Origin of the sequence: Xanthomonas sp. CFBP 8443 (assembly GCF_025666195.1) — a bacterium.
GTDB lineage: Bacteria > Pseudomonadota > Gammaproteobacteria > Xanthomonadales > Xanthomonadaceae > Xanthomonas_A.
This window is the reverse complement of sequence record NZ_CP102592.1, coordinates 2,911,255-2,935,624: the sequence shown is the minus strand read 5'-3', so window position 1 is coordinate 2,935,624 and position 24,370 is coordinate 2,911,255. Positions and strand designations below refer to the sequence as shown.

Genomic DNA, 24,370 nt, shown 5'->3' with positions numbered 1-24,370 from the left:
TAGAGATATTCTGGTCCCGCGGGCGCACCGGGTCAAGTCGTGCACACGCCTGCGTATGGTCTGGGTGGCTACAATGGCGCACCAGACAGCCCGGGAGGGGTTCTACGTGGATTTCAGCTTTACTGAAGAACAATTGATGATCCAGGACGTGGCGCGACGCATCGCCCAGGAGCGGATCGCCCCGAGCGCCGAGCATCACGACCGCACCGGCGAATTCCCGCTGGAGAACATCCGCCTGCTCGGCGAGAACGGGCTGATGGGCATCGAGGTGCCGGAGGAATACGGCGGCGCCGGCATGGACCCGATCTCCTACGTGTTGGCGATGGTCGAGATCGCCGCCGGCGACGCCGCCCATTCCACCATCATGTCGGTCAACAACTCGCTGTTCTGCGCCGGCATCCTGAAGAACGGCAACGAAGCGCAGAAGCAGACCTACGTGCGCGCGATCGCCGACGGCAGCCAGATCGGCGCGTTCGCGCTGACCGAACCGCAGTCCGGCTCCGACGCCACCGCAATGCGTTGCCGGGCGGTCCGCCAGGACGACGGCAGCTTCGTGATCAACGGCAAGAAGAGCTGGATCACCTCCGGCCCGGTCGCCAAGTACATCGTGCTGTTCGCGGTCACCGATCCGGAGCAGGGCTCGCGCGGCATCACCGCGTTCGTGGTGGACACCGACAAGCCCGGCTTCCACCGTGGCAAGACCGAGCCCAAGCTCGGCATCCGCGCCTCGGCGACCTGCGAGATCGAGTTCCAGGATTACGTGGCGTCCCCGGACGAGGTCCTGGGCGCGCCTGGCGAGGGTTTCAAGATCGCGATGAGCGTGCTCGACGCCGGCCGCATCGGCATCGCCTCGCAGGCCATCGGCATCGCCCGCGCCGCCTACCAGGCGACCCTGGACTACGTGAAGGAGCGCAAGGCGTTCGGCTCGCCGATCGGCGCGTTCCAGATGACCCAGGCCAAGATCGCCGACATGAAGTGCAAGCTCGACGCGGCGCTGCTGCTGACGCTGCGCGCGGCATGGGTGAAGGGGCAGGGCCAGCGCTTCACCACCGAGGCCTCGGTGGCCAAGCTGACCGCCTCGGAAGCGGCGATGTGGATCACCCACCAGGCGGTGCAGATCCACGGCGGCATGGGCTATTCGAAGGAAATGCCGCTGGAGCGCTACTTCCGCGATGCCAAGATCACGGAAATCTACGAAGGCACGTCTGAAATTCAGCGATTGGTGATTGCGCGGAATGAGACGGGGTTGCGGTGAAGCCGGGACCGGGGACCGGGGACCAGGGACCCGGAAAAGCCTGAGCAAAAGCAAACAAAAAAGCGGCCGAAAGGCCGCTTTTCTGTTTACCAGCCGGAAGGTTCGTGGCAACCCCGGGGCCGTGACCCCCGGGTCCCGGGTCCCCGGTCCCGGGTCCCGGCTTCATCACCGATCCGGCTGGTTCCGGTTCTGCCCTTCCTGCTGCAGCGCCGCGTACTCCTTCGACGGCTCGTCCAGCTTGTCGCCGAGCATGCGCCGCACCACCACGAAGAACAGCGGGATGAACAGCACGCCGAGCAGGGTGGCGAACACCATGCCGCCGATCACGCCGGTGCCGATCGAGTGGCGTGCGTTGGCGCCGGCGCCGGTCGAGATCGCCATCGGCAGCACGCCGAGGATGAACGCGAACGAAGTCATCAGGATCGGGCGGAAGCGCAGGTGCGCCGCCTCGGTGGCCGCCTCGCGCAGGGTCTTGCCGGCCGCGCGCTGCTCAACTGCGAACTCCACGATCAGGATCGCGTTCTTCGCCGCCAGGCCGATCACCGTGATCAGGCCGATCTTGAAGTAGATGTCGTTGGGCAGACCGCGCAGCAGCGAGAAGGTGATCGCGCCGAGCACGCCGATCGGCACCACCAGCAGTACCGACACCGGGATCGACCAGCTCTCGTACAGCGCCGCCAGGCACAGGAACACCACCACGATCGACAGCACCAGCAGCAGCGTGGCGGTATTGCCGGCGATGATCTCCTGGTAGGACATGCCGCTCCAGTCGAAGCCGAAGCCCGGCGGCAGGTCGGTGTTGACGATCTCCTCCATCGCGCTCATCGCCTGGCCGGAACTGCCGCCCGGGGCCGGGTTGCCGACCACGTTGACCGCCGAATAGCCGTTGTAGCGGCTCAGCGACGGCGAGCTGTAGATCCAGTCCGACTTCACCACCGTGCTCAGCGGGATCATCTGCGGCAGGCCGTTGCTGTCGGTGGCGCTGCTGCTGGGCACGTAGAAGTTGCGCAGCGACTCCGGACCGGTGCGGTATGCCGCGTCGGCCTGCAGGTTGACGCGCTTGATGCGGCCTTCGTAGAAGAAGTCGTTGACGTACACCGGCGCCAGCATCATCTGGATCGACTGGTAGATGTCGCTGACCGACAGGCCCATCGACTGCGCCTGCACGCGGTCCACGCTCAGCTGCAGCTGCGGTGCGTTTTCCAGGCCGTTGGGGCGCACGCCGGCCAGCGCGTCCTGGCGCTCGGCGGCCTTGCCGAGCAGGATGTTGCGCGCCTGCAACAACGCCTCTTCGCCGGCGCCGGTACGGTCCTGCAGCCACATGTCGAAGCCGCCGAACTGGCCCAGGCCCTGCACCGTGGGCAGGTTGACCACGAAGATCTGTGCGCCCTTGATGCCGTAGAACGCGCCGTTGAGCTGGCCGATCAGGTCCGCGGCGGTGACGTCGCGGTCGGCCCAGGGCTTGAGCCGGATGAAGCCCATGCCGACGTTCTCGCCACGGCCCAGGAAGCTGAAGCCGGCGACCTGCAGCATGCCTTCCACGGCCGGTTGATTCGCGAGCACGCCGCGCATCTGCGCGAACACCTCGTTGGTGCGGCCGACCGTGGCGCCCGGCGGCAACTGCACGATCGCCAGGGCGAAGCCCTGGTCTTCCTCGGGCAGGAAGCTGCCCGGCATGCGCGTGAACAGGAAGCCGCACAGCACCACCAGCAACGCGAACACCGCCATCCAGCGCGGCGCGCGGCGGATGGTGCCGCCGACCGCGCCGACGTAGCGGTGCGCCAGCTTGTCGTAGTACTTGTTGAAGGTGCGGTAGATCCAGTTCGGGTTGTCGTTGTGGGTCGGCTTCAGGAACGCCGCGCACAGCGCCGGGGTGAAGCTCAGCGCCAGGAACGCCGAGAACGCCATCGACATGGCGATGGTGATCGCGAACTGCTTGTAGATCGCGCCGGCCGCGCCGGGCTGCATCGCCGAGGGGATGAACACCGCCGCCAGCACCACGGTGATCGCCACCACCGCGCCGGTGATCTGGGTCATCGCCTTCTGCGTGGCCGCCTTCGGCGCCAGGTGCTCTTCGGACATGATGCGTTCGACGTTCTCGATCACCACGATCGCGTCGTCGACCACGATGCCGATCGCCAGCACCATCGCGAACAGGGTCAGCTGGTTGATGGTGAAGCCGATCAGCCACATGCCCAGGAACGTGCCCAGCAGCGCCACCGGGATCACCAGGGTGGGGATGATGGTGGCGCGGAAGTTCTGCAGGAACACCAGCATCACCAGGAACACCAGCACGATCGCCTCGATCAGGGTCTTGACCACTTCCTCGATCGAGATCCGCACGAAGGTGGTGCTCTCGTACGGGGTGAACCAGCTCACGCCCTGCGGGAAGCTGGGCTGCAGCTCGTCCATCTTGGCCTTGACCGCCTCGGACACGCTCAGCGCGTTGGCGCCCGGCAGCAGCTGGATCGCGAACGCGCCGGTGGGCTTGCCGTTGTACTGGGTATCCAGGCCGAAGCTGGTCGGGCCGAACGCGACCCGCGCCACGTCCTTCAGCCGCACCACGGTGCCGTTGCCGTCCGCGCGCAGGATGATGTCCTCGAACTGCTCGGGCGAGCTGAAGCGGCCCTCGGCCGAGACCGTGGCGGTGAACGACTGCCCGCTGGGCGCCGGATCCGAACCGATCGAGCCGGCCGCGAACTGCACGTTCTGCGCGCTGATCGCGTTGTACACGTCCGCCGCGGACATGTGGTAGCCCTGCAGCTTCTCCGGGTTGAGCCAGATGTCCATCGCGTATTCGGCGCCGAACTGCTGGGTGCTGCCGACGCCGGGCACGCGCGAGATCTGCTCCAGCACGCGCGAGCCGACGATGTCGTTGAGCGCGCTGCGGTCGACCGACGGATTCTCCGAGCGCAGCGCGAACACGGCGAGGAAGCCGGCGTTGGCCTTGGCCACCACCACGCCCTGCGCGGTCACTTCCGAGGGCAGGCGCGGCGTCGCCAGCGACACCTTGTTCTGCACCTGCACCTGCGCGATGTCGGCGTTGGTGCCGGTCTCGAAGGTCAGGGTGATGGTGGCGGTGCCGCTGGAGGACGAGGAGGAGTTGAAGTACAGCAGGTGATCGATGCCGGTCAGCTGCTGCTCGATCACCTGGGTGACCGCGCGTTCGGTGGTGCTGGCGCTGGCGCCGGGGTAGGTCGCGGTGACCGTGACCTGCGGGGGCGCGATCGAGGGATAGGACTCGACGCCGAGGTTGAGGATGGCGATCACGCCGCTGAGCGAGATCAGGATCGCCACCACCCAGGCGAAGACCGGGTGTTCGATGAAGAACTTAGGCATGGTGGGGGTCCGTTACTGCTGCTCGGGCTTGGAATCGGCCGCGGCGGCCGGCGTGTCGCCGTTCGCTGCGCCCTGCGGTTTGCCGGCGGCCTGGCCCTGCGGCGCTGCGGCCTGGCCCTGGCCCTGCGGCGCGGCAGCGCCCTGGCCCGGTGCGGCGCCCGGCGTCCACGGCGTGGCCTTGGCCGGTGCCCCTTCCTTGGCCTTCTGCAGGCCGCTGACGATCACCTGGTCGCCCGCCTGCAGGCCGGAGGTGATGATCCACTTGCCTTCCTGCTGGCCGGCCGTGGCCACGTCCTTGCGCGCCACCTTGCCGTCCTTGCCGACGACCAGCGCATAGGCGCCCTTGGCGTCGCGCAGCATCGCTTCCTGCGGGATCAGGAAGGCGTTGTTGCGCTGGCCCAGGTTGGCGGCGAAGGTGACGAACGCGCCGGGCAGCAGCACCCGGTCCGGGTTCGGCAGCAGCGCGCGCAGGGTGACCGAGCCGGTGCTCGGGTCGACCGCGGTGTCGGAGAAGTCCAGGGTGCCGGGCTGGGCGTAGGTGCTGCCGTCGCCGAGCTTGACCTGCACGGTCGACTTGCCTTCCTCGTTGAGCGCCACGCTGCCCTGGGTCTGCGCCTGGCGCAGCTGCGCCATTTCGTCCGAACTCATCGAGAAGTTCACGTACAGCGGATCGAGCTGGTCGATCGTGGTCAGCAGGGTGGTGTCGCCCTGGCCGACCAGCGCGCCCTCGGTGACCTGCTGCTTGCCGGCGCGGCCGGCGATCGGCGCGGTGACGGTGGCGTAGCCCAGGTTGATGCGCGCGGTTTCCACCGCCGCGCGCGCCTGCTGCACCGATGCGGCCGAGGTGCGCTCGGTGGCTTCGGCAGCATCCAGGTCGGACTTGGACACGTAGGACTGCGGGGCGAGGCTACGCGCGCGGCCGGCGGCGACCTTGGCGTTGGCATAGGTCGCCTCGGCCGCGGCCAACTGGCCCTGCGCCGAGGCCAGCGAGGCGCGCAGCGGCGCCGGATCGATCTGGAACAGCGGCTGGCCTTCCTTCACGTCGGTGCCTTCGGTGTACAGGCGCTTCTCCAGCACCCCGGCCACGCGCGCACGCACGTCGGCGCTGCGGTACGCGGACAGGCGTCCGACCAGTTCGCGCTGCAGCGGCAGCGACTGCGGCTTGGCTTCCAGCACGCCCACTTCCGGCGGCGGCATGGCTTGCTGTTCCTCTTTCTTCTTGCAGGACGCCAACACCACCACGACGGCGCAGGCCAGGGCGAGGGAACGCAACGGGGAGGTCATCGGGTGGTACTCCGGTCTGGTGTTGAAAACGAAAGGGAAGGGGGCGCGGCGAACGCGCGCAGAAAACCGTCGACGGCGAATTCGGCCCATGCGCGCTGCGCGGCGGCGTCGCTGCGATGGGCGGTGTGGAAGCGCTGCCGCTCGAAATCCATGCCGACGATCATGCTCAACAGCAGTTCGGCCATGAAGTGCGGATCGTCATGCCGCAGCTGGCCGGCGGCCACCGCCAGCTGCAGGCGTTCGCCCAGGCGCTGCATCAGCGTCTCGGCGCTGTCGCGGAACAGGGCGCGGGCCTGGTCGGGGAAATGCCGCGATTCGGCGGAGATCAGCTGGGAACTCTGCAGCACGCGCGGTTCGGACAGCAGCTCCAGGTGTTCGCAGGCGAAGCGCAGCAGGCTGCCGCGCAGATCGCCCTGGGCCGGACCCAGGTGGGTGATGCTCAGTTCCATGTGGTTCTGCATCACCCGCTGCAGCAGGTCTTGCTTGCTGCGGTAGCGGCTGTACAGGGTCTGCTTGGAACAGCCGGCGCGGGCGGCCACCGCGTCCATGCTCAGGCGCATGCCTTCCTCGGCCAGCAGTTCGCGCACGGCGTCGTACACGCGCTGATCGCGCGCCTGACGCAGGGAGGCGGGGGCCGGGGAGATGCTCATCGAATGTGGACTATACCGTCCAGTTTAGAATTAGAACAGCCTTGACAGCGGCGCGCCGATCGCGACAGCGCGCGGCAGCGGCGACGCTCCGCGGGTGGGAGTTACGGCGGCGTGACGAAGCGCTCGCGCCGCTTTGCACGATATGGCGCGTCGCGGCGCCGTGCGGCCCGGTTTGCGCCATGCAGCAAGGTAGTTGAACGCGCCACCGGTACAATTCCGGCTTTCCCAACGAGCATCGTTGTTGCTCCCCGTCATGAAACCCAAACAAGACGCCTCCCGTTCCAGCAAATCGTCGGCCGGATCCTCCAGCAAATCCGCGTCCAAGCCCGTCGCCAAGCCCGCGTCCACCGCTTCCAAGCCCGCTGCCAAGCCTGTGGCCGGCAAGGCCAAGGCCGCGCCGGTCGCGCGCAAGCGCGCCGCGCAGGCCGCGACCAACTCGCGGATGATCGATGCCGCACCGGCCGCCGCCGCGACCGGTTTCAGCCTGGAGCCGGTGTACGCGGCGCTGCGCAAGCGCTATCCGAGCGCGCGCCAGGACGAGGCGCAGGCGTTCGCCGAGGAGTTCTACCGGCGCATGGAGGAGGACGAGTTCCCCCACCACAGCGCGCAGGAGTGGGCGGCGCTGGCGGCGTCGACGCTGGAATTCGCACGCAAGCGCAAGCCGGGCACGGTCAACGTGCGGGTGTTCAATCCGAACCTGAAGGACGACGGCTGGGAGTCTTCGCGCACGGTGCTGCAGATCGTCAACGACGACATGCCGTTCCTGGTGGACTCGGTGAGCATGGCGCTGTCGGAACTGGGCATCGGCGTGCACGTGCTCGGCCACCCGGTGCTGCGCATGAGCCGCGACAAGGGCGGCAAGCTGGAGGCGGTGGGCGAGGGCAAGCCGGAATCGCTGATGCTGCTGGAGATCGACCGCCAGCCGCCGGAGGACATGCCGCGGGTGGACGCGGCGATCCAGCGCATCCTCGGCGAGGTGCGCAACATCGTCCGCGACTGGAGCGGCATGCGCGAAAAGATGCTGGCGCTGGCCGACGACCTGACCACGCGGCGCCTGCCGGTGGACGACAAGGGCCGGCGCGAGGCGCAGGAATTCCTGCGCTGGGCCGCGGCCGACCACTTCACCTTCTTCGGCTACCGCGAATACCGGGTTGAGAAGCAGGGCGGCGAAGACGTGCTGGCGCCGCTGGAGGACAGCGGCCTAGGCCTGCTGCGCGGCCACGACAAGTCGCCGGCGCGGCCGGTGCGCACGCTGGCTGCGCATGGCCTGAGCGAGTCCGGAATCAAGGACGCGCTGATCCTGACCAAGACCAACGCGCGCTCGCGCGTGCACCGCAGCGGCTACATGGACTACATCGGCGTGCTGGAGTTCGATGCCAAGGGCCGCATCGTCGCCGAGCAGCGCTTCCTCGGCCTGTTCACCTCCAGCGCCTACAACCGCCGGCCGTGGGAGATCCCGCTGGTGCGCGAGCGCTACGACTACGTGATGCGCAAGTCCGGGCTGACCCCGAGCAGCCACAGCGGCAAGGCGCTGCGCCACATCCTGGAGACGCTGCCGCGCGAGGAGCTGTTCCAGTCCAACGAGGAAGAGCTGTACCGCACCGCGATGGGCATCCTCGGCCTGCAGGAGCGGGTGCGCAGCCGCCTGTTCCTGCGCCGCGACAAGTACGGCCGCTTCATCTCCGCGCTGGTCTACATCCCGCGCGAGCGCTTCAACACCGACGTGCGGCTGCGCATCGAGGCGTTGTTGAAGGACGCGCTGCACGGCGAATACATCGACTCCAGCGTGGTGCTGGGCGAATCGCCGCTGGCGCAGCTGCACCTGATCGTGCGGCCCAAGCCCGGCGAAGCGCTGGAATTCGACACCACCGAACTGGAAACGCGCCTGGCGCACCTGCTGCGCAACTGGCAGGACGACCTGCGCGAGGCGCTGGTCGCCAGCCGCGGCGAGCGCGACGGCCTGCGCCTGTCGGCCAGCTACGGCCGCGCGCTGCCGGCCGGCTACATCGAGGAATCGACCGCGCAGATCGCCGCGCGCGACGTCGAGCGCCTGGCCGCGCTGCGCGGTCCCGACGACCTGCACCTGAGCCTGCAGTCGCTGCGCCGCGACGGTGCCGACAGCCTGCGCCTGAAGCTGTACCGCCAGCGCGACGACCTGCCGCTGTCGGACGTGCTGCCGATGATGGAGAACCTGGGCCTGCGGGTGATCTCCGAACGCCCGTACCGGCTCACCGTGGACGGCACCGTGCTGTACATCCAGGACTTCGAAGTGGAGCCGCTGGCCGGCAGCATCGACGTAGAACGCGCCGACGCGCCGCTGTGCGAAGCGTTCGTGCGCATCTGGCGCGGCGATGCCGAGAACGACGGCTTCAACCGGCTGATCGTCGGCGCCGGGCTGGACTGGCGCCAGGTGGCGATCCTGCGCGGTTACTGCAAGTACCTGCTGCAGACCGGCGTGCCGTTCTCGCAGGCCTACGTGGAAGAGACCTGCAGCCGCTATCCGCTGCTGGCGCGGCTGTTGGTGGAACTGTTCGAGGCGCGCTTCGATCCGGCCACCGGCAACGAGAGCAAGGCGCAGATCGCCGACGGCCAGGCTGCGCTGTCGGCGCAGCTGCGCCTGCTGGCGGGCGGCGATGAGGCCGCGCTGAGGGCGCTGCAGCCGGTGATCGACGCGCGCGGCGGCAACCGCGATGCGCAGCTGGAGGCGACCACCGCGGCCATGCTGAAGCTGTTCGACCAGGTCGCCAGCCTCGACGAGGACCGCATCCTGCGCAGCTTCAAGGGCGTGATCCAGGCCACTCTGCGCACCAGCTACTACCAGACCGGCAAGGACGGTCAGCCGGGCCACTGCATCAGCTTCAAGCTCGATTCGGCCAAGGTGCCGGAGCTGCCCAAGCCGCGCCCGTACCGCGAGATCTTCGTATACGGCCCGCGCGTGGAAGGCGTGCACCTGCGCTTCGGCGCGGTGGCGCGCGGCGGCCTGCGCTGGTCGGACCGGCGCGAGGATTTCCGTACCGAGGTGCTGGGCCTGGTCAAGGCGCAGATGGTCAAGAACACGGTGATCGTGCCGGTCGGCGCCAAGGGTGGCTTCTTCTGCAAGCGCCAGCCCGCCGGCGGCGACCGCGACGCGGTGCTGGCCGAGGGCATCGCCTGCTACAAGCTGTTCATCCAGGGCCTGCTCGACATCACCGACAACATCGTCGGCGGCAAGATCGTGGCGCCGCCGCAGGTGGTGCGCCACGACCAGGACGATCCGTACCTGGTGGTGGCCGCCGACAAGGGCACCGCCACGTTCTCCGACATCGCCAACGGGCTGGCGCTCGACCACGGCTTCTGGCTCGGCGACGCGTTCGCCTCCGGCGGCTCGGTCGGCTACGACCACAAGGGCATGGGCATCACCGCGCGCGGCGCCTGGGAGTCGGTCAAGCGCCACTTCCGCGCGCTGGGCCGTGATTGCCAGAGCGAGGACTTCAGCGTGGTCGGCATCGGCGACATGTCCGGCGACGTGTTCGGCAACGGCATGCTGCTGTCGCGGCACATCCGCCTGCTGGCCGCGTTCGACCACCGCCACATCTTCCTGGATCCGACGCCGGATGCGGCCGCCTCGTTCGCCGAGCGCGAGCGCCTGTTCAAGCTGCCGCGCTCCAGCTGGGCCGACTACGACGCCAAGCTGATCAGCGCAGGCGGCGGCATCTATCCGCGCACGCTGAAGTCGATCGAGATCAGCGCGCCGGTGCGCGAGGCGCTGGGCCTGGAGGCGAACGTCAAGCAGCTCTCGCCGAACGAACTGATGAACGCCATCCTCAAGGCGCCGGTGGACCTGTTCTGGAACGGCGGCATCGGCACCTACGTCAAGGCCGCCAGCGAGACCCATGGCGACGTCGGCGACCGCGCCAACAACGGCCTGCGCGTGAACGGCGGCGAGCTGCGCTGCAAGATCGTCGGCGAGGGCGGCAACCTGGGCCTGACCCAGCTCGGCCGCATCGAGGCCGCGCAGGTCGGCGTGCTGCTCAACACCGACTTCATCGACAACTCGGCCGGCGTGGACACCTCCGACCACGAGGTCAACATCAAGATCCTGCTCAACGACGTGGTGCAGGCCAAGAAGCTGACCGTGGCGGCGCGCAACACGCTGCTGGCGTCGATGACCGACGAGGTCGCCGAGCTGGTGCTGTGGGACAACATCCGCCAGAACCAGGCGCTGAGCCTGATGGAGCGGATGAGCGTCAAGCGCCTGGGCTCCAAGCAGCACTTCATCCGCACCCTGGAAGCGCAGGGCCTGCTCGACCGGCAGATCGAATACCTGCCCTCGGATGCGGAGATCTCCGCGCGCAAGGCCCGCGGCCAGGGCCTGACCCGGCCGGAGCTGGCGGTGCTGCTGTCGTACTCCAAGCTGGTCGCGTTCCAGCAACTGCTGGAATCGGACATCCCCGAGGACCCGTACCTGTCCAAGGAGCTGCAGCGCTACTTCCCGCAGCCGCTGCAGAAGAAGTACGCCGATGCGATGGAGCGGCACCGGCTCAAGCGCGAGATCATCGCCACCGCGGTCACCAACACCACCATCAACCGCATGGGCGCGACCTTCCTGATGCGTATGCAGGAAGACACCGGGCGCAGCATCGGCGAGGTGGCCAAGGCGTACACGATCAGCCGCGAGACGCTGGACGCGCGCGCGCTGTGGACGCAGATCGACGCGCTGGACGGGCAGGTGCCCGAGTCGGTGCAGATCGATGCGCTGGAAGTGATCTGGAAGCTGCAGCGCGCGTTCGTGCGCTGGCTGCTGTTCCGCCCCGGCCCGATGCCGGGCATCACCGCGGCGGTGGACCGCTACCACGAGCCGTTCAACGACATCCGCGTCGCCTCCGGCGTGCTGTCGGACTCGCAGCGTCCGCTGTACGAGGCGCTGGTGCAGGAATGGCAGGACAAGGGCCTGCCGGCGGCGCTGGCGCAGCAGCTGTCGGAACTGCGCTTCCTGGAGCCGGCGTTCGACATCATCGAGATGGCGCGCACCCGCAAGCTCAAGCCGGTGGAGGTATCGAAGGTGCACTTCCGCCTCGGCGAGGCCCTGCAGTTGCCGTGGCTGTTCGAGCAGATCGACGCGCTGGAGGTCAACGGCCGCTGGCATGCGGTGGCCCGCGGCGTGCTGCGCGACGAGCTGGCCAAGCACCACAGCGCATTGGCCGGGCAGGCCCTGGCGCTGCCGGGCGCCAATGCCGTGGCCAAGGTGCAGCAGTGGCTGCAGCGCGACGACAGCAGCCTGCGCTTCACCTTGAACATGCTGCAGGAACTGGCGGCGCAGAAGGCGCTGGACTACCCGACCGTGTCGGTGGCGGTGCAGCGGCTGGGCCAGTTGGCGGCGCACGGGTTGTAACCCCGTGGTCGGGCCCGCTCTGCGGGCCTGGCCCAAACGTTTGCGATGCAAACGTTTGGCACCGCCCGGCTATTTCGCCTATCCCCCGCGGGTGTCGCCGCGCCCCCCTTAACAGAAGGGGGGCTTTGCTCCAGAGGCATTGCGTGAGCCGAGTTCGCTCGGCTCACCTGTTTCGCGTATGCGGGCGAGGGCGCGTCGTAACGGTGTGCCGGGTATGATCGGGCCATGAATGCTCCCGTGCTGCCGTCCGCTCCCCGCATCTGTTTTCTTGCCAGTACCACGCCGCCTGCGCTGCAGGCGCGCGATCAGCTGATCGCGCGTTATGGCGACCACGCGCCTGCCGATGCGGATGTGCTGTGCGCGCTCGGCGGCGACGGGTTCATGCTGCAGACCCTGCATCGCCACGGCGGGCTGGGCAAGCCGGTGTTCGGGATGAAGCTGGGCACGGTCGGGTTCCTGATGAACCAGTTTCGCGACGACGATCTTCCCGTGCGCCTGGCGCAGGCCGAGCCGGCCAAGCTGCGGCCGCTGGAGATGCTGGCGCAGACCGAATCCGGCACCAGCACCGGCTCGCTGGCCTACAACGAGGTGTCTCTGCTGCGGCAGACCCGCCAGGCCGCGCACGTCAGCATCGACCTCAACGGCCAGACCCGGGTCGACGAACTGATCTGCGACGGCGTCATGGTCTCCACGCCCGCCGGCAGCACCGCCTACAACTATTCCGCGCATGGCCCAATCCTGCCGCTGGGCTCGCACACGCTGGCACTGACCCCGATCGCCCCGTACCGCCCGCGGCGCTGGCGCGGCGCGATCCTCAAGGCCGACACCGAAGTGCGCTTGCGCGTGCTCGACCACTACAAGCGCCCGGTCAGCGTCACCGCCGACTCGCACGAGACCCGCGACGTGGTCGAAGTCACCATCCGCGAATCGCGCGACCGCCTGGTCACGCTGCTGTTCGATCCGGAACACAATCTGGAAGAGCGGATATTGAGCGAGCAATTTATGGTTTGAAAGCGGGGATTGGGGGGGCGGGATTGGGGATTCGCAACAGCGGGTCGGTCTTTCCGCCATTTCACTCTTTTGCGTTCCGATCCAGTAGGCCGCTTTTTGCCAATCCCGAATCTCCAATTCCGAATCACCGCCCGATTGGAAGCGGGGAGTCGGGATTGAGGATTCGTAACGGCGGGTCTGCCGCTCCGACGATTACTCTTTACGTTCCGATCCAGCAAGCCGCTTTTGCCAATCCCGAATCCCCAATTCCGAATCCCTGCTCCCATGTCCGACAACGCCCCCCGCCTGCTCACCGTCGCCATCACCTCGCGCGCCCTGTTCGATCTGGAAGAGGGCCATGCCCTGTTCGAGCAGCAGGGGGTGGAGGCGTATAGCGCCTATCAGCGCGAGCGCGAGGACGATGTGCTGGCGCCGGGGGTGGCGTTTCCGGTGGTGCGCAAGCTGCTGGCGCTGAACCAGGGCACGCCGCCGGAGACGCCGCCGGTGGAGGTGATCCTGTTGTCGCGCAATTCCGCCGATACCGGGCTGCGCATCTTCAATTCGATCCAGCACTACGGGCTCGGCATCGTCCGCGCCACCTTCACCTCGGGCGAGCCGACCTGGCCGTACGTCAAGCCGTTCGGCACCGACCTGTTCCTGTCGGCGAATCCGGATTCGGTGCGGCGCGCGCTGAGCCACGGCATCGCCGCGGCGACGATCCTGCCCAAGCCGCCGGGCGAACGCGCGCAGGAGGCGGCCGCGGCGGCCGGGGCGATCGATTCCGAGCGCCTGTCCACGCAGCTGCGCATCGCCTTCGACGGCGATGCGGTGATCTTCGGCGACGAAGGCGAGCGCTTCTCGCGCGAGCAGGGCGTGGAGGCGTTCGGCCGCTACGAGCGCGAGAACGCGCGCGAGCCGCTGACCGGCGGGCCGTTCCGCAACTTCCTGTCCGCGCTGCACGCCCTGCAGGCCGCGTTCCCGGCCGGCGAGGCCTCGCCGATCCGCACCGCGCTGGTCACCGCGCGCTCGGCGCCGGCGCACGAGCGGGTGATCCGCACGCTGCGCGAGTGGGGCGTGCGCCTGGACGAGGCGCTGTTCCTCGGCGGCCGCCACAAGGGGCCGTTCCTGCAGGCGTTCGGCGCCGACATCTTCTTCGACGACTCGCAGCACAACATCGACAGCGCCGCACGCGAGCGCGTGGCCGCCGGGCACGTGCCGCACGGCGTGGCCAACGTCATCGCCAAGCCGTGAGCGCGGGCTCCGCGGGAAACCGCGGCGGTGGCCGCTGGGCCACGCTGCGCCGGCTGCTGCGGCCGGACGGGTCCGAGACGCGCGTGCTTCCCGGGCGGCCCTACGTGGAGCGCGGCTGGCGCTACACCAGCCTGCAGTTCAAGGGCGAAGTGACCCAGAGCCGGATGCTCACCTGGTGGCCGCAGGTGCTGGAGGTGGGCTATACCCGCAGCATGCTCGGCGCGCTGCTGCTGCGGCCGCAGCCGCGCTGCATCGGCATCGTCGGCCTGGGCGGCGGCTCGCAGGCCAAGTTCTGCCATCGGCACCTGCCGCAGGCGCGGATCGAGGCGATCGAGGCCGATGCCGACGTGCTGGCGCTGCGTGACGCCTTCGATATTCCGGCCGACGACGCGCGCTTCCAGGCGCTGCACGGCGACGGCGCGCGCCTGCTGCCGCAGCGCCGCGGCCGCTACGACCTGCTGCTGCTCGATGCCTACGATGCCGACGGCATCCCGGCCGCGTTGCGCACCCGCGGTTTCTACGACGACTGCCATGCTGCGCTGGCGCCCGGCGGCGTGCTGGCGGTGAACCTGTACGACACCGACACCCGCCAGCACCTGGCGCACCTGCGCAAGATCTTCGGTGGGAGCGTGCTGCGCATGGACGAACCGGAGATGGACAACCACATCGTGTTCGCCTGGACCGGCGCGTTGCCGGCGCTGGACGCGCGCGCCGCGCTGGCACGCCTGCCGTGGTCGGCACGCTGGCAGTTGCGGCCAACGTTCCGGCGCCTGCAGCGGGCATTCGAGACGACCGCCTGGCGCCGCTGAGCGGCGCCGCTGCGACATGCCGCCGGTCACGGTGGGAGCGGCTTCAGTCGCGACCAGCGGCGACAGATAGCATCTTGGTGGGCGGATGCATCGAGCAGTCGGGACTGAAGTCCCTCCCACAGTGCAGCCAGCCGGCTTGCCGCAAGTCCTTGTGGGAGCGACTTCAGTCGCGACGAGCAGAGGCGGATACCCTCCTGGCTCAGGCACCTCATCGGGCGGATGCATCGAGCGGTCGAGACAGAAGTCCCTCCCACAGTGCACTCAGCCGGCTTGCCGCAAGTCCTTGTGGGAGCGACTTCAGTCGCGACGAGCGGAGGCGGATATCGTCTTGGCTTCGGTACTTTATCGGGCGGATGCATCGAGCAGTCGAGACTGAAGTCCCTCCCACATTGCACCCAGCTGGCTTGCCGCAAGTCCTTGTGGGAGCGACTTCAGTCGCGACGAGCGGAGGCGGATATCGTCTTGGCTTCGGTACTTTATCGGGCGAATGCATCGAGCAGTCGGGACTGAAGTCCCTCCCACAGTGCACCCAGCCGGCTTGCCGCAAGTCCTTGTGGGAGCGACTTCAGTCGCGACGAGCGGAGGCGGATATCGTTTTGGTTTCGGTACATTATCGGGCGGATGCATCGAGCGGTCGGGACAGAAGTGCCTCTCACAGTGCACTCAGCTGGCTTGCCGCAAGTCCTTGTGGGAGCGACTTCAGTCGCGACGAGCGGAGGCGGATATCGTCTTGGCTCCGGTACTTTATCGGGCGGATGCATCGAGCAGTCGGGATTGAAGTCCCTCCCACAGTGCGCTCAGCCGGCTTGCCGCAAGTCCTTGTGGGAGCGACTTCAGTCGCGACGAGCGGAGTTGGAAGCCGCTATGTTTTGGCCATCTGTGGGGTGGGTTGAAGCCTTCGCCCTCCGAGTTGGTCGCAAGGTTCCTGTAGGGACTTTGGGTGGCCTCGGGCCATCAGGGCGACTGAAGATTTCCTCCGCACCGATGTCGCGGCTGACGGCCCGAGGCCACGTAGAGCCGCTCCTACAACGGCAGCAGGATATTGCTGAGCTTCCAGCGCAGTCCGTCGCGGGTGAAGACGCAGGGTACCGCGGTGCCGTCGGCGGTGTGCAGGGTGGCGACGAAGCGCGAGGTCGATTCGAAGCGGTGCTCGGCCTGCCGCAGCGGTTGTACCGGGCGCGGCGCGGCATAGGTGTCGCCGCCGACGGTGTCGCCGCTGGCGCGTTTCCACAGCGCATCGCCCTGCAGCAAGGCGCCAATCCCGGCCGGGGTGACCATCGCATCCACGCCGATGCCGCTGACGCTGCCGGCCAGCGACAGCAACGCGCCGCCGAACAGGCCGGACTGCAGCTCCGGCCCGGCACGGCGCAGCAGCGCATCGTCGACCTGCGCCTTCAGGTTCACGCGCAGGGTGGGGAAGTCGACGTAGCGCTCCAGCGCCGCGGCATCGCGCTGTTCCAGCGCCTGGCTGATCCCGCGGATCGCCAGGTATGGCCCGGCGACGACGTAGCCGCCGAGGGCGAGCAGGGCGAGGAACAGCAAGGCCAGCCATTTTTTCATCGTGTGCCTCTTCGGTAGCAAGCTTTTGTAGGAGCGGCTTTAGCCGCGACAGGCAGCATCCGTAGCACCTGTCGCGGCTAATGGCCCAAGGCCACGTAGAGCCGCTCCTACAGGGAGCGTTGCATCTTCAGAATTCCAGATCCAGCGCCGCGCACAAATAGTCCACGAACGGCCCCAGCGTCTGCAGGTCGGCGGCGATCAGCGCGCGCAGCTTCGGCCCGGTCATGGTGGCGTCGTCGAGTTGGCGCCAGAACACCCAGTTCTTGTGCTTGAGGTCGTCGATGAACTCGAACTCGGCCGGGAACCCGCGCGGCGGCCGCACCAGCACTTCGGTCTGCTCCAGTTCGAAGCGCCGGCGCAGCTTGGGCGCGTGCGCGGCGGCCTTCCAGCTGCCCGGGTTGTCGAAGATGAACTGGCGCACCTTGCGCTGCGTGTCCGGTTCCGGATGCCACAGGCCGGCGCCGACGAAGCTCTCGCCCGGCTGCAGGTGGATGTAGAACGACGGCGCCGGCACCTGCTTGCGCCGCTCGTGGAATAGGCGCGCGCCCTGCCAGGTCTTGTACGGCGACTTGTCGTGGGAGAAACGCGCGTCGCGATGGATGCGGAACAGCGAGCCGCCGACGCCGCGCGGGTCGGAGCGGAAATGCTCGCTGACCTGGGCCAGGTCAGGCTGCAGGTCGGTGATCAGGCGCAGGAACGGCTGGCGCACGTGCTCTTCGTACTTGTGCCGGTTGTCGTTGAACCAGGCCTTGTCGTTGTGCCGCGCCAGGGCACGCAGGAACTTGAAGCTGGCGTCGCTGAAATAGCTGGTCATAGGGTGCGTTGCAGGTCTTGGCCCCAGGCGGCCAGCTGGTCGAGCAGAGCCTGCTTGGTAGCATCGTTGGGGTGAGTCAGGCGTAAATCGGCCAGTTGTGCGTAGTAGGCGTCGAAGTTCAGCTCGGACAGGCCGCTGTCGTCGACCAGGCGCCGGCGCCGGTAGTCGTCCCAGCGGCTCTGCTCGACAATGGACAGCGTCTGCGGCCAGTTGCGCGCGCGGTAGCGGAACAGCAGCTCGGCCAGGCGCGGGTCGCGGAAGCTGGATTCCAGCGGCGCCAGCTGGGTCGGCGGACTCGCGCGCACCTGTGCCATCGCGCGCTTGTCGGCGTCGGCCAGGAAACCGTCGTACAGCGACGCATCCGCGTCGGCCGGGGCCGAGGCGCGTTCGTTGCCGAACACGCGGCGGACCTTCTCGGCCAGCTCCGGCCCGGCCTCGCGCAGGCGCGCGGCCTTGGCCTGGACCTGCGCCGGATCGATCTGCAGGCGGGCGAAGTCGGGCTCGCGCAGGTGCGACCAGGCGACCAGCGCCGGCGCCTTGTTCAGGTGCACTTCCTTCAGCGGGATGCGCTGCTCGCCTTCGGGCAGGTCGGCCTGCGGCGTGTACAGGCGGTCGGCGATCTGCTCCGGGCTGTAGTGCAGCAACGGCTCGATGTCGCCTTCCAGGTCGAACACCAGCACCCGGCTGTCGATGCGCGGATGCCGCGCCAGCGGCAGCACCGGCGCCGCGCACAGGCGCGCGGCCGGATAGCGCATCGACACGTGCAGCACCGGCTGCATCGCCACCACGTCGAGCAGGCCGCCGCAGAAGCGTTTGTCGCGCAGCTTCAGCGCGTAGTCCCACAGCCGCGGCTGGCGCTCGCGGAAATGCCGGGCCATGCCGATGGTGGCGTAGACGTCGGACAGCGCCTCGTGCGCGTCGCCGTCGCGCACGCCATTGGCCAGCGCCAGCTGTTCCAGCTTGAACGAGGTGGCGCCGTCCTCGCGCTGCGGCCAGACGATGCCCTCCGGGCGCAGCGCGTGCATCAGCCGCAGCATGTCCAGCAGGTCCCAGCGCGAATTGCCGCCGCGCCACTCGCGTTCGTAGGGGTCGTGGAAATTGCGGAACAGGCCGTGGCGCACGAACTCGTCGTCGAAGCGCAGCGAGTTGTAGCCCAGGGTGCAGGTCTGCGGCCGCGCCATCTGCTCGGCGATGCGCGCGAACGCATCGGCCTCGTTGACCCCGTCGCGCAGCGCCTGCTGCGGGGCGATGCCGGTGATCAGGGTGGCGATCGGCGAGGGCAGCAGGTCGTCGGCCGGCTGCACGAAGAAACTGATCGGCTCCTCGACCACGTTCAGTTGCGCATCGGTGCGCACCGCCGCGAACTGGGCGATGCGCGTGCGCCGCGGATCGGCGCCGAAGGTTTCCAGGTCGTAGAACAGAAAGCTGTCGGGCATGGTCGGACCAGAGCGGTGTGGGGTCGTGCGCGCCGGCCGCGGATGCAAACGCGCGGGCTCGCTTTTGTAGGAGCGGCTTCCGCCGCGACCAACGCTACCGGTAATGCCGGTCGCGGCTGAGGCCGCTCCTACAGGGTAAGCCAAGATCGGCTCAATGCGCGCCCTCCAGCGGTGCCAGGCGTTCGTGCACGATCCGCTGCAGCCAGGCCCAGTCGATCCGCGACAGGTCGCGATGGCCCTGCGTGGCCTGCACCAGGATGTCGCGCTGGATTTCGCTGCGCCGCAGCGCCAGCGCGTACGGCGTGCGCAGGAAGGTGACCATCGTGTAGTGCGGCACGAAGCGGGTCGGGTGGCGCTCCTGCAGCGCCTGCTCCAGTTCGCGCTGCAGCAGGAAGCCGGCATCGCCGACGCGGTCGCGCATCTCGATGTAGTTCTCCAGCGCCATCTGCTGGATCGCGCTGGCGTTGGGTTTGCGCTCGGCCTCGAACGCCGCATAGGCGCGGCCCAGGTCCGGTTCGCGCTGCAGGTGCGCGGCCAGCGCCACGCAATCCTCGAACGCGCAGTTCATACCCTGGCCATGGAACGGCACCATCGCGTGCGCGGCGTCGCCGAGCAGCACCGCGCGCCCGTCCAGGTGCCAGCGCTCCAGCCGCAGCGTGCCGAGCAGGCCCGGCGGGTGCTGCTCCCAGTGCTCGGCCAGTTGCGGCATCAGCGGCAGCGCATCGGGGAAGTCGCGCGCGAACAAGGCCAGCGCTTCGGCGCCGTTGCGGGTGGTGGCGAAGCTCGGCTCGCCGGTGTTGGGCAGGAACAGGGTGACGGTGAAGGTGCCTTCGTCGTTGGGCAGGGCGATGCACATGTAGTGGCCGCGCGGCCAGATGTGCAGCGCGTTGGCCTCGATGCGGAAGCTGCCGTCGGCGTTGGGCGGGATTTCCAGTTCCTTGTACGAATGGTCCAGGAACTCGGTGTGCTCGGCCATCGGCGCCTTGCGCTGCATCGCCGCGCGCAGCGCCGAGCCGGCGCCGTCGGCGCCGATCATGCTGCGGAAGCGGATGTCGTGCGGCTGGTCGTCGCGGTCGTCGATGAAGCGCGCGTAGCCGGCGTCGAAGTCCACCGTGTGCAGGCGCCGGTAGAAATGGATCTGCGCGCCGGCCTGTTCGGCCAGCTGCAGCAGGGTGATGTTGAGGTCGTTGCGGTGCACCGACCAGATCACCTCGCTGTCGTCGCGGCCGTAGCGCTGCAACTGCTGGCGGCCGTCGGCGAAATGCACCATGCGCCCGCGCATCATCACCGCCTTGGCCATCACCGCGGCGTCGGCGCCGCCCTGGCGCAGCGCGTGCAGGCCGCGCTCGGCCAGGGCCAGGTTGATCGAGCGGCCGCGTTCGTAGTCCTGCACGCGCGGATCGCCGCGGCGTTCGTAGACGGTGACGCGCCAGCCCTGGCGCGAGAGCAGGATGGCGAGCAGGGAGCCGGCCAGGCCGGCGCCGATCAGGGTGATGCTGCGGGGGGAGTCGCTCAAGGAAAAGTCCGGCAAGACGCGCGGCGGCTGCCGCGCAGGAGGAGGCGGCTCAGACGCCGGCCCAGGTTTCCACTTCCTCGACGAAGCGGTAGACGTCGCGGTAGCGGGTGTACAGCGGGACTGGGCTGATCCGGATCACGTCCGGCTCGCGCCAGTCGCCGAGCACGCCGACCGATTGCAGGTACTCGAACAACGCACGGCCGTGCTCGCGGCCGCCGGCCACGCGCAGCGACAGCTGGCAACCGCGCTGCGCCGGGTCGGCCGGAGTGAGGATCTGCAGGGTCTCGGCCAGGCGCGCGCGGATCAGCGTTTCCAGGTAGCCGGTGAGCTGCAGCGACTTGCGCCGCAGCGCCGGCAGCCCGGCGCGTTCGAACAGTTCCAGCGAGGCGCGCAGCGGCGCCATGCTCAGGATCGGCGGATTGCTCAGCTGCCAGCCGTCGGCGCCGGGCGCGGCGACGAACTGCGGCCCCATCTGGAAGCGGGTGCGCTTGTCGTGGCCCCACCAGCCGGCGAAACGCGGCGTGTCGCCGTGGCCGTGGCGCTCGTGCACGAAGGCGCCGGCGACCGCGCCGGGGCCGGCGTTGAGGTATTTGTAGTGGCACCACACCGCGAAGTCGGGCGCGGTGTCGTGCAGGGTCAGCGGCAGGTTGCCGACCGCATGCGCGAGATCGAAGCCGACCGCGGCGCCGGCCGCGCGCGCCAGCCGCGTCACCGCGTCCAGGTCGAAGGCCTGCCCGGTGCGGTATTGCACGCCCGGCCACAGCACCAGCGCCAGGCGCGGGCCGTGCTCGGCGATGGCGCGTTCGATCGCGGCCATCGACACGACGCCGTCGTCGCTGTCGGGCTGCACTTCGATCAGCTCGGTGGCCGGATCGAAGCCGTGGAAGCGGATCTGCGAAGCCAGCGCATGCTGGTCGGACGGGAACGCGCCGGCCTCGATCAGGATCGCCGGGCGTTCGCGGGTGGGCCGGTAGAAGCTGACCATCAACAGGTGCAGGTTCACCGTCAGCGTGTTCATCGCCACCACTTCGTGCGGCAGCGCGCCGACCAGCTGCGCCAGCGGCGCGGCCAGCAGCTCGTGGTAGGTCATCCACTGCGTGTCGCCGGTGAAGTGGCCTTCCACCGCCAGCGTCGACCATTTGTCCAGCACCTCCTGCACCGCAGCGCGGGCGCCGCGCGGCTGCAGGCCCAGCGAATTGCCGACGAAGTAGGCCTGGTCGGTGCCCTGGTGCTGCGGGAACAGGAATTCGCGGCGCAGGTCGCGCAGCGGGTCTGCGGCGTCGAGCGCGGTGGCGTGGGTGCGGGTCAGGAGGTCGTTCATCGGCGGCGGGTGACGGGACGAGGGCACAGTCTACCGGTCGCGCTGCGGCGCTTCGCCGGCGGCTGCGGCGGCGGCCGGCAGCATGGCGCTGCGCAACAGGTGGGTGAGGGTGCCGACGCTGTCGGCGACGCGGTCGCTGGTATCGGCCAGCGCGGACAGCGCCGCGGCGTCGGCGGCGTCCGCCTGGCGCGCGGCCAGCGCCTCGGCCAGGCGCCGTTCGTCGTTGCGCAAGCTGGCCTGGGCCGGCGCGGTGCCGCTGCCCAGGCTCTCGGCCAGTTGGCTCAGCGCTGCGTGCGCCTGGCGCTGGAACTGCTGCAGTTCCGGCAGCGGCGGCAGCGCCGGACTGTCGCGCAGCACCGCCTCCAGCGCCAGCGAGGCGCGGATCAGGCGGTTGCCGTTGGCCAGCACCGATTCGGCCAGCTTCAGTTCGCGCAGGTTGCGCTGGCGCCGCGGCTCGCCGCGCAGGCGCTCGATCGAGGCCTGCACGTTGGTGCGCGCGGTGCGCGACGCGGCGCGGGTCTCCGGCAGCGCCTGGAGGCGGCCCTCGAGCAGCGCGGCGAGGTGGTCGCGATAGGCCAGCAGCAGCTGCGCCAGGGTGGCGCGGATATGCCGCCGCTCCCAGGTCGGCCACAGCGCGTAGGCGACCAGCGCCAGCGCGCTGCCGAGCACCGTGGCCTGGATGCGCTCGCCGATCGCCTCGCCCGGGGCCATGCCCTCGAACGACAGCAGCAGCACCAGCATGCCGGTCAGCGAGGCCACGCCAAGGCCGTAGTTGACCTGAGTCAGCAGGCGGAAGCCCAGGCAGAACACGGTCAGCAACAACAGCCGTACCACCGCGCCGTCCATCGTGAAGTGGGCCAGCACGGTGGCCAGCACCAGCCCGGCGAAGGTGCCGGCCACGCGCAGCGCGCCGAAACTGAGGGTGCCGCCGAAATCCGGCTTGAGCACGATCGCGGTGGTCATCGGGATCCAGTAGCCGTGCGGGATCGCCTGCCAGCGCGCGAACAACACCGCCAGGCTCAGGCACACGCCGCAGCGCAGCGCGTGCCGGAACGCGACCGAGGAGAAGCCGAGGTTGGCGCGCAGGGTCTGCAGCGGCGCCAGCGGGCGCAGCGCCGCCGGCAGCCGCGCCTCGGCCAGTTCGGCCTGGATCTCGCCGCGGCTGCTGGCCCAGTGGCCGTTGCGCACCAGCGCGCGCAGCTGTCCGCCCAAGCCCTGCGCGCGGGCCACGGCGATGCGCAGCAGGCGCCGCTCGCGGGTGTCCTGCGCCTGCGCCTGGACCTGCGCCAGGGCCTCGACCAGGTCGTCGAAGCCGGTCATCGAGGCCTCGGCCGCGGCCGGGTCCTCGGCGTTGTCCAGCGCGTAGGCGAGCTGGTCCAGCACCACCGCGCTGCGCTCCAGCACCCGCTCGATCGGCAGCCGCGCCTGCGCCGCCTCGTCCAGGCGCCCGTGCAGGTCGGCCAGGGTCAGCAGTTCCAGCCGCGCGCGTTCGCACAGTTCGGCGATGATCCGGAACGACTGCACCGCCAGCCCGCGCGAGCGATGCTCGCCGTGCAGCATCACCATCGCCTCGAGCACCGCCTCGGTGGCCGGCGGCGCCAGCGTCGCGCTCGGCCGCTGGCGGGCGATGCCGGCCAGCTGCCGCATCAGCTCGGCCAGCGCGAACCGTTCCGGGCGGTAGCGCTGCAGCGGCCACGCCGCCAGCGCCATCAGCATCTGCAGCACGCCGCCGGCGAAGATCAGCGCGGCCACGCCGACGCTCTGCGCCGCCGGCAGGCGCACATCGGCGCTGACCACCAGCAGGATCATGCTGGTCAGCCCGACCCGCGCCGCGACCGGGCCCAGCGCCACCAGCAGGCCGCCGCCCAGGCCCAGCAGCAGCGCCGCCAGCGCCAGCGCCGGGGTGTGCGCGCCGATCAGCATGCCCAGCAGCGCGGCGCCGCCGGCGGCCAGCGCCGCCATCAGCATGCGCTGCATGCGCGCCCGGTACGGCCCGGGCTGATCGGAGAACATGGTGTTCAGCGCGCCGGTGGCCATCGCCAGGCCGAGCGCGGCATGGCCGCTGGCCACGCCCACGGCGAGCGGGGCGACCACCGCGAAGGTGTTGCGCAGGGCGACGCGGAGCGGAACGTCGCGCGGCTTCAGCGCGATCAGGCTATGCAGCATCGCGGCCCGGCGCGATGGTCGGCGAGTGCGCGCTCACGGCGCGGCGGCGGGCGCCGGCACTGGGTGCACTTGTCCGCAACGGCCGCAGGTGCGCAGCGCCTCGGAGGCGTAGAAGCGCGCGAACACCGGCGGGAAATCGGTCTCGATATTGCGCAGCGGGAAGTATTCTTCGTACAACAGGTGATTGCAGTGTTCGCAGTACCACTGCAGGCCGTCGTTCTCGTGCGGCAGGCGCCGGCGCTCGATCACCAGCCCCACCGACTCGGGCAGCCGCTGCGGCGAATGCGGCACCTTCGGCGGCAGCAGGAAGGTCTCGCCGGCGCGGATCGGGATCTCGCGCACCGCGCCGTCTTCCTGGATCCTCAGCACCATCTCGCCTTCGAGCTGGTAGAACCACTCCGGGCCTTCGTCGTAGTGGAAGTCCGAGCGCGCGTTCGGCCCGCCGACCGCCATCACGATGAACTCGCCGGCGTAGATGCACTTGTTGCCCACCGGCGGCTTCAGCAGGTGCCGGTGTTCTTCGATCCAGGCGTGCAGGTTGAGCGGGGCGGGGAGCATGCGGTGTCCTTGGGTGGTCGCGTCGGCGCGGGCGCGGGCGCCGGCGCCGG

Annotated in this window: 15 protein-coding genes; 5 read left to right on the top strand and 10 right to left on the bottom strand. The window is 69.3% G+C overall.

The annotated features are described in order from the left end of the window. The first annotated feature begins 73 nt into the window (after positions 1-73). A complete protein-coding gene (locus NUG20_RS12180; protein ID WP_263394742.1) occupies positions 74-1,255 on the top strand; it encodes an acyl-CoA dehydrogenase family protein in 1,182 nt (393 codons plus the stop codon). A gap of 165 nt (positions 1,256-1,420) precedes the next feature. Here the strand turns inward: NUG20_RS12180 and NUG20_RS12175 are convergent, their stop codons facing one another. Genes NUG20_RS12175 through NUG20_RS12165 form a run of 3 tightly spaced genes read right to left on the bottom strand, consistent with a single transcriptional unit; the run spans position 1,421 to position 6,528 of the window. Next, the gene (locus tag NUG20_RS12175) at positions 1,421-4,594 is read right to left on the bottom strand and encodes a multidrug efflux RND transporter permease subunit (RefSeq protein ID WP_263394741.1); all 3,174 of its coding nucleotides are present in this window, start codon (positions 4,592-4,594) and stop codon (positions 1,421-1,423) included. A gap of 12 nt (positions 4,595-4,606) precedes the next feature. Further along, positions 4,607-5,878: an efflux RND transporter periplasmic adaptor subunit gene (locus NUG20_RS12170; RefSeq protein ID WP_263394740.1), complete on the bottom strand. Its 1,272-nt coding sequence runs from the start codon at positions 5,876-5,878 to the stop codon at positions 4,607-4,609. Then, the gene (locus NUG20_RS12165) at positions 5,875-6,528 is read right to left on the bottom strand and encodes a TetR/AcrR family transcriptional regulator (RefSeq protein WP_263394739.1); all 654 of its coding nucleotides are present in this window, start codon (positions 6,526-6,528) and stop codon (positions 5,875-5,877) included. Before NUG20_RS12165 ends, NUG20_RS12170 begins: the two co-directional genes overlap by 4 nt. Before the next feature lie 442 nt (positions 6,529-6,970). On the opposite strand from NUG20_RS12165, the gene NUG20_RS12160 reads away from it, so the two are divergent. The 4 genes from NUG20_RS12160 to NUG20_RS12145 all read left to right on the top strand — a co-directional run bounded on the left by NUG20_RS12160 (position 6,971) and on the right by NUG20_RS12145 (position 14,949). Next, entirely contained in the window at positions 6,971-11,899 is a 4,929-nt protein-coding gene (locus tag NUG20_RS12160; protein ID WP_263398467.1) for an NAD-glutamate dehydrogenase, read from the top strand. A 240-nt stretch (positions 11,900-12,139) separates the two neighbouring features. Then, positions 12,140-12,910 carry an NAD kinase gene (locus NUG20_RS12155; RefSeq protein ID WP_263398466.1) on the top strand — a complete coding sequence of 257 codons (771 nt, stop codon included), beginning with the start codon at positions 12,140-12,142 and terminating at the stop codon, positions 12,908-12,910. Positions 12,911-13,174: 264 nt separating this feature from the next. Continuing rightward, positions 13,175-14,140, top strand: a complete 966-nt coding sequence (locus NUG20_RS12150; protein WP_263394738.1) for a 5'-nucleotidase — start codon at positions 13,175-13,177, stop codon at positions 14,138-14,140. After that, complete coding sequence (locus NUG20_RS12145) at positions 14,137-14,949, top strand: spermine/spermidine synthase domain-containing protein (RefSeq protein ID WP_263394737.1); 813 nt, start codon at positions 14,137-14,139, stop codon at positions 14,947-14,949. Before NUG20_RS12150 ends, NUG20_RS12145 begins: the two co-directional genes overlap by 4 nt. A gap of 1,023 nt (positions 14,950-15,972) precedes the next feature. Here the strand turns inward: NUG20_RS12145 and NUG20_RS12140 are convergent. From NUG20_RS12140 to NUG20_RS12110, 7 genes are all read right to left on the bottom strand, one after another. Next, positions 15,973-16,509, bottom strand: coding sequence for a DUF2939 domain-containing protein (locus tag NUG20_RS12140; RefSeq protein WP_263394736.1), 537 nt, complete (start codon positions 16,507-16,509; stop codon positions 15,973-15,975). A 127-nt stretch (positions 16,510-16,636) separates the two neighbouring features. Continuing rightward, positions 16,637-17,323 carry a DUF2461 domain-containing protein gene (locus NUG20_RS12135; RefSeq protein ID WP_263394735.1) on the bottom strand — a complete coding sequence of 229 codons (687 nt, stop codon included), beginning with the start codon at positions 17,321-17,323 and terminating at the stop codon, positions 16,637-16,639. Then, positions 17,320-18,759 carry an exodeoxyribonuclease I gene (sbcB, locus tag NUG20_RS12130; RefSeq protein ID WP_263394734.1) on the bottom strand — a complete coding sequence of 480 codons (1,440 nt, stop codon included), beginning with the start codon at positions 18,757-18,759 and terminating at the stop codon, positions 17,320-17,322. The genes NUG20_RS12135 and sbcB overlap by 4 nt, the downstream gene beginning before the upstream one ends. 151 nt (positions 18,760-18,910) lie before the next feature. Continuing rightward, positions 18,911-20,275 carry an FAD-dependent oxidoreductase gene (locus tag NUG20_RS12125; RefSeq protein WP_263394733.1) on the bottom strand — a complete coding sequence of 455 codons (1,365 nt, stop codon included), beginning with the start codon at positions 20,273-20,275 and terminating at the stop codon, positions 18,911-18,913. A 49-nt stretch (positions 20,276-20,324) separates the two neighbouring features. Continuing rightward, a complete protein-coding gene (gene kynU / locus NUG20_RS12120; protein ID WP_263394732.1) occupies positions 20,325-21,596 on the bottom strand; it encodes a kynureninase in 1,272 nt (423 codons plus the stop codon). Positions 21,597-21,626: 30 nt separating this feature from the next. Further along, a complete protein-coding gene (locus NUG20_RS12115) occupies positions 21,627-23,762 on the bottom strand; it encodes an FUSC family protein (protein ID WP_263394731.1) in 2,136 nt (711 codons plus the stop codon). Between the two features lie 33 nt (positions 23,763-23,795). After that, positions 23,796-24,320: a 3-hydroxyanthranilate 3,4-dioxygenase gene (locus NUG20_RS12110; protein WP_263394730.1), complete on the bottom strand. Its 525-nt coding sequence runs from the start codon at positions 24,318-24,320 to the stop codon at positions 23,796-23,798. Between the last annotated feature and the right edge of the window lie 50 nt (positions 24,321-24,370).